Source organism: Legionella drancourtii LLAP12, assembly GCF_000162755.2.
In the GTDB taxonomy this organism is placed as follows: domain Bacteria; phylum Pseudomonadota; class Gammaproteobacteria; order Legionellales; family Legionellaceae; genus Legionella; species Legionella drancourtii.
This window is the reverse complement of sequence record NZ_JH413820.1, coordinates 50,518-56,930: the sequence shown is the minus strand read 5'-3', so window position 1 is coordinate 56,930 and position 6,413 is coordinate 50,518. Positions and strand designations below refer to the sequence as shown.

The following is a 6,413-nucleotide window of genomic DNA, read 5'->3' as shown; positions in this document are numbered from 1 at the left end:
TTGCTTTACAAGCAGAAGAAACCCGCGATTTTTCTCCTCTTTTCAATAAAATTGCAGTTGGTCTCTCTTCGGGGACTTCTGGGCAAAGGGGATTATTTCTTACAAGCCCAAGAGAACGCGACATGTGGGCAGGGATTATGCTCGCAAAAGCTTTGCCGAATGGATTAAAAACAAAAGAACGCATCGCATTTTTTTTAAGAGCAAATAACCAATTATATAAAACACTCAACCAAAGCAAAAAAATTCAATTTTATTTCTTTGATTTGCTAACCAATTTTGATGAACACATCGAAGCATTAAATGCTATACAACCTACCATTTTATCTGCTCCGTCCAGTGTCTTAGTGTTTCTCGCACAACAAAAACACCGACTTACTATTCAACCAAAAAAATAATTGCCGTAGCTGAAGTGTTAGAAAAAAATGATGAAAAAGCCATAAGCGATGCTTTTCATCTGCCCGTTGCACAAATTTATCAATGCACAGAAGGATTTCTTGCAATCAGTGATAAGACTACAAATAATCTTATTATGAATGAAGAGTTTCTTATCATCGAAAAAGAATGGCTTGATGAAAACCGTTTTGTACCTATCATTACGGATCTATTGCGTCATACGCAACCCATTATCCGCTACCGTTTGGATGATATTCTTATAGAAAAAAAAACCAGCGGGGCTTTTACTGAGTTAACCACCATTGAAGGTCGTGAAGGTGACATTCTTTATGGTAGGAAAGATTCCGTGAATATTCCTATTTTTGCAGATACTATTCGCCAAAAAATGGCTTCCAGCCCGATGGAATTCGAAGATTATCGAATTTGCCAATACGACATCAATAATTTCAGCATACAAGTTTTTCCTGAGTTATTAGATAGTTCTAAATTGATAGCTCATTTAAATCAATTATTTATACAAATAGACTGTGACATACCACAGTGGCATTGGCAGACCTACGAAAAAAAAGAGTGTCACATAAAACAACGGCGTATCATGTCAACGATGATAACAAGGAATAAATAATGAACGTATTAGTAACAGGCACCCGTGCACCAGCAAGCATGGACATCATACGAAGCCTCATTAAACAAGGTTATCAGGTATACAGTGCAGACAGCTTGAACTTTCCACTAGGTCGTTTTGTTTCGGGTCTAAAACAACATTTCACCATACCCAAACCAAATCGGAATCTTTCTCAGTTCATCAGTGCCCTTAAAACCATCCTTATTAATTATAAAATTGACCTGGTTATTCCAACCTGTGAAGAAATTTTCTTTGTTAGCCAAAGCCATGATGAATTATCTAAGTACTCGCGATTACTATGTGAGCCATTTGCTCGATTAAACCCTCTTCATAATAAATATACATTTAATCAACTTGCTCTTGATTATGGTTTGAACGCCCCTAAAAGTTGGCTATTAACGACGCAAGAAGATAAGAAAAAAATCCCAGAAAATGAAACAATCGTTTTAAAACCTGTTTATTCACGTTTTGGCTCGCATGTAATTCTAAAGCCATCATCGAAAACCATTAAAGAATTACCCTTAACGAGACCTTATCTTGCTCAAGCTTTCTTGCCAGGTAAAGAATATTGCTCTTATGCGATTGCCGACCAGGGCAAGATATTAATCCATAGTTGTTATCATCCTAAATATACTGCAGGACCTGCCGCTGGGATGTATTTTGAACCGGCGAGCATTCCATCGATAACCCAATTCATTGCGATTTTTTGTGAGCGTTATAACTTTAGCGGCCAAATTGCCTTCGATTTTATTTTAGAGGAAAATGAGACCTTTGTTTTAGAATGTAATCCCAGAGCCACTAGTGGTTTTCACCTTATTGCAAACCAAATTAGCTGGCCAAGCATCCTCCAGAGGCAAACCCAAGACAGTATACTCTCCCCCCAACCTTTTATGCTTGGGCTGGGGATGTGGCTACACGGTTTTAGCCATTTTCGAAAAAATCGAAAACAATTCATAGCCGATTATCGAAAAGCCCATGATGTTTTAAAAGAGGATGCCTACCCCTGGCTTAAATTAAAAAGCTTAATTACCCTTGCAGATATTACCTTATGCATGATTAAAGAGAAAAAGAGTTTTCACCAAGCCTCAACCGATGACATAGAGTTTAATGGAGAGGAATAGAAAAAAATGGATTTTAATACTAAAAGCCAACTATATTGCGCCCCTTTTATCCAAGAACCTAGTCAACTATGGATGCTTAACGTTGATACAAAAATGACTTTGACGGAAATTGGTGGCTTTCAATTTCCAGTCACATTAAATGAAAAAGAGTATGAATCCTCTTATGTATGCTCTCCTTATAATGCCCTCATTACTTATAGTCAAGATGAACTAGTCAAAATAAAAAATCGGCCATTACGTTTGTTTTTAAGGATTTTGATGTGGGCAATAGGCGGATTACTAAGACATGGGAAAATAAACAAAAACCGCTGTATCAATAATTTCTTATTATCGACCAATCCTTACCCCAATTGGCAAGGTGAAGGTGCGGAACAACAGCTCAAACAAGATCTAGCCTTCTATCCTGATCATGCTTTTGTTTATCGCTCATTAAATTATCATACAAATCATGCGGTTATACATCATTTAAGCCAGTTAGGTTTTATAATGACACCCTCCCGACAAGTCTATATTTTTGACTCAACATTGTGTGATTATAAAACACGCAATAATACCCAAAATGATCGACGAGCCTTAGCAAAAAGTGACTATCAACTGGTTACTCATGACCAAATTAAAAAAAGTGATTATCCATATATTCTGGAACTTTATAACAAGCTCTATATAGAAAAATACTCTCAACACAATCCTCAATTTAGCGAACAATTGATTGCCTATTGGCATCAAAACAACCTTTTAACCCTGTTTGGTTTGCGTGATCCTAAAGGCGTGCTACAAGGTATCATCGGTATCTTTGAAAGTGAGCATGTTATCACTGCACCACTGGTTGGTTACAATACTCATCTACCCAATCAGAACGCATTGTATCGAATACTTATCTACTTAATCCTAGACTACAGCAATAAAAAAGGCGTTTGTTTAAATCTCAGCTCCGGAGCCTCTCATTTCAAATTACTGCGTGGCGGACAACCGTTTATAGAATACTCAGCTATTTACATTAAGCATTTACCACTTTATCGAAGAGCAACATGGAAAGGTATAAATTGGTTATTGCATACGCTGTTTATTCCTATTCTTAAAAGGTATAAATTATGAATTTATCGAGATTCAAGAATCAATGGCTCCCAGCCTGCACTATCAAAGAACTTTCACGGCATCCAAAACGTTTTTTATTGTTGGGTGTTCCCATCTTAATCTTTCGTCAAAATAAACAAATTATTGCCCTACAAGATCGCTGCCCCCATCGAGGCGCACCATTATCTGCGGGCACATTGGATGGAGAAGTACTCCAATGTGCTTATCATGGCTGGCGTTTTAACATGAATGGTGAATGTGTGGCCATTCCTGGCTTAACTAAAAAAATTAACTTAAAGAATAAAAAAATTCCCACTTATCAAACTCAAGTTTACGCTAATTTGGTTTTTGTCTGCTTAGAAAAAGATGAACATACCTCGTTACTTTATTCTATTCCGGCTCTCCAAACAAAAAATTATCACTATCATCACATGCAATTTAACATACAGGGAAGCATTTTAAATATAATAGAAAATACCCTCGATGCCACACACACCCATTTCGTGCACTCGGGATTACTTAGACATGATAGCAAGAGACAATCTATTACAGCAACGCTAACCGTCAGTGAAACAAATGCAGAAGTACTCTATGAAGGAGAGAAGAAACAGTCCGGTCTAATCAGCTCTATTTTTGAAAACAATCGTAATTACTCCATTGGACGATTCCATTTTCCATTAATTGCCGAGATTGAATATCATGGTCACAAGCATTTAAGCGCTGCATTCACTTTTTATTTAAGTCCAACATCATCCGCCAATGAACATCGCGCATTTCTAATCATAAGCTATAGAAAAAGCTGGCTTAGGGTGTGTTGACATTTTGTCGTTAACATATTGAAAAATATGAGCAAACTCGTAGACTTCAGGTTCTAACACAAGAAAAAAACGAGTTTGCAATGGCTAGACACAAGCTCAGTGATGAGCATTGGTCAAAGCTACGAACAATAATGCGCGAACAAGGGATATATGACAAGCCCAATTTACGAAAAGCAGTAGAAGGAATACTGTATCGTATGCGCGTTGGATGCCCGTGGCGCGACCTTCCGAGGACTTTTGGACGTTGGAATAGCGTCTTTCAAAAATTTAATCGCTGGTCATCAAAAGGTAAGCTCATGCTTGTTTTCAAGGCACTCGTACAGGAGCCTGATTTGGAATGGGAATTTATTGATGGCAGCATAGTTAAAGCCCATCAACACAGTGCTGGCGCCGCTTCTGAAGAAAATCAAGCCATCGGTAAATCCAGAGGGGGCAATACAACAAAAATCCATATGGCAGTTGATGCACATGGATTACCCATTGATTTTGAGATAACAGGTGGCGAGGTTCATGACTGCAAAGTGGCACCAGAGTTTATCGAAAAATTACCTGCCGCAGATTTTACTGTTGCTGATAAAGGGTACGACAGCGAAGAAGTACGAGATACCATTCGCAAGAAATCATCTATACCTGTCATTCCAAGAAAATCCAATTCTAAAATTGGTAATGCTGATATGGATTGGTGCTTATATAAATACAGGCACTTAGTTGAAAATTTATTCGCTAGAATAAAGCATTTTAGAGGGCTTGCCACAAGATTTGATAAATTAAAACGCAATTACGCGTCTGTAGTGGCCATGGTTTGCGCACTTTTATGGTTGCCTATGTGAAATGTCAACAGACCCTAGTTGGATAAAAAAATTGTTTTTATTTCCGTTCATTAAGTTAGCAGTGCGACAAGATAAAGCCATTTTAAAACAACAAGATAGTAATATAGCTTGCTTCCCTGATAACTCATTTAAATCAACTGAACTTGATATTTTACGTCCACATATAGAGCGGATTTTAAATAAACAATCTCATGCTTATCAGAAGAAATTTAAACTGAACGTATAAATTATGGATTAATTACAGTTCATTTTCTTTAAAATCTGCTCACGTACAAAGGGTTTTCTGCATATCCAGCCCGATCAGATCGAGGATAGACAAGGTTAATCTCCTTAACTTGACGCCTATGCGTCTGCGCGGAGACGACAGGTTCTGAAAACTTTAAAGCATAAAATTCTTCACTTAAGGGGCAATGATACTTATAGACTGGGCTGTAAGCCCCATTGCTGTCGAATTAAGCCTAAAAATCGCATCTCCCAAGGAAAAAGTAACTTCGTTATAACTTAACAGGCTTTTGAATATAAGGTGTTGCTTGTGGCTCCTGCCATAAAGTCACAAACAGAACCATAACTACAGGTCCTAAAAATAACCCGAGCAAACCTAAAGTTTCAACTCCACCAAGAATACCAAATAACACCGCTAAAAAGGGCAATTCAATAGCACCACCAATGAGTACTGGTTTGACAAAATGATCTGCAACAAACATCACCAATGTCCCCCAGATTAAGACAATAATCGCCCCCGCCGTACTCCCCACTGAAAACAAAATCATGGCAACTGTAACAAAAACGATGGGAACAACAAATGGAATCATGGCCGCAAGCGCCGTAATAAATCCAGTAAGTGTTGGTGCAGGAAAACCCACTAAGCCGTAGCACACGCCCATTAGAAAACCAACGCCAAGCCCTACAACAATGGTTCCATTTACGGTTGCACTCAATGCTTTAGGCAATCTATCCGCATAACGGAACCATCGTTGTCCTAGACAATATTCTCCTACTTGATAAACCTGAGCGAGTAATTTATCGCCATCACGGTAAAAAAAGAACAAGCTTAATAAGGTAAAACCGACTTGTACACTGCGGTGCGCCAAGTTAGTTCCTATTTGTTTGACATAGTAACTGGTAGGTGTTAACGATAAATGCACATTAGACAGGAAGTCTCTAATTTTTCCTGGTTACCAATATTGCTATCCCAGTAAGAAACTAAATCATTACCCACAAAAGGAAAATTTTTGAGGAACTCCGGTGCTGCACCACCTTGTTGATTTATATCCTGTAAAAAATTAATAAAAAGTTGTATCTCTTTAACTAAAATTCGCACCAACCAGCTTAAAGGCAACAGAAATAATAAACCAATTAACATCGTAAAAAGTAAGGCCGATAGATTATCTCGGTTACCAAATAGATGACGCCAACGTTTATAAAGGGGGTAAGTAGCAATAACAATAATTGAAGCCCAAATCATAGAAGGAATGAAACGGTGAATGATAAACATAGTGAGGCATATAATCCCCACCGTTAACCCCATACTAATTAATTCCTTATGATTTTC

Annotated in this window: 6 protein-coding genes and 2 pseudogenes; 7 read left to right on the top strand and 1 reads right to left on the bottom strand. The window is 37.9% G+C overall.

Annotation, left to right across the window (positions count from 1 at the left end; genetic code table 11):
• The 7 genes and pseudogenes from LDG_RS18470 to LDG_RS08585 all read left to right on the top strand — a co-directional run.
• A pseudogene (locus LDG_RS18470) lies at nucleotides 1–395 on the top strand (F390 synthetase-related protein); the annotation flags it as partial.
• Between the two features lie 14 nt (nucleotides 396–409).
• Nucleotides 410–1,018 (top strand): hypothetical protein, encoded by a 609-nt coding sequence (locus LDG_RS18465; RefSeq protein WP_006870892.1) that lies wholly within the window; start codon nucleotides 410–412, stop codon nucleotides 1,016–1,018.
• Nucleotides 1,018–2,139 (top strand): ATP-grasp domain-containing protein, encoded by a 1,122-nt coding sequence (locus LDG_RS08605; RefSeq protein WP_006870891.1) that lies wholly within the window; start codon nucleotides 1,018–1,020, stop codon nucleotides 2,137–2,139. Before LDG_RS18465 ends, LDG_RS08605 begins: the two co-directional genes overlap by 1 nt.
• A gap of 6 nt (nucleotides 2,140–2,145) precedes the next feature.
• Complete coding sequence (locus LDG_RS08600; protein ID WP_006870890.1) at nucleotides 2,146–3,234, top strand: hypothetical protein; 1,089 nt, start codon at nucleotides 2,146–2,148, stop codon at nucleotides 3,232–3,234.
• The gene (locus LDG_RS08595) at nucleotides 3,231–4,031 is read left to right on the top strand and encodes an aromatic ring-hydroxylating oxygenase subunit alpha (protein ID WP_006870889.1); all 801 of its coding nucleotides are present in this window, start codon (nucleotides 3,231–3,233) and stop codon (nucleotides 4,029–4,031) included. The genes LDG_RS08600 and LDG_RS08595 overlap by 4 nt, the downstream gene beginning before the upstream one ends.
• An 80-nt stretch (nucleotides 4,032–4,111) precedes the next feature.
• Nucleotides 4,112–4,861 (top strand): IS5 family transposase, encoded by a 750-nt coding sequence (locus LDG_RS08590; protein ID WP_040534536.1) that lies wholly within the window; start codon nucleotides 4,112–4,114, stop codon nucleotides 4,859–4,861.
• A gap of 1 nt (nucleotide 4,862) precedes the next feature.
• Complete coding sequence (locus LDG_RS08585; protein ID WP_006870886.1) at nucleotides 4,863–5,087, top strand: hypothetical protein; 225 nt, start codon at nucleotides 4,863–4,865, stop codon at nucleotides 5,085–5,087.
• Between the two features lie 268 nt (nucleotides 5,088–5,355).
• Here the strand turns inward: LDG_RS08585 and LDG_RS20610 are convergent.
• Nucleotides 5,356–6,413, bottom strand: a pseudogene (locus LDG_RS20610) (AI-2E family transporter); the annotation flags it as partial.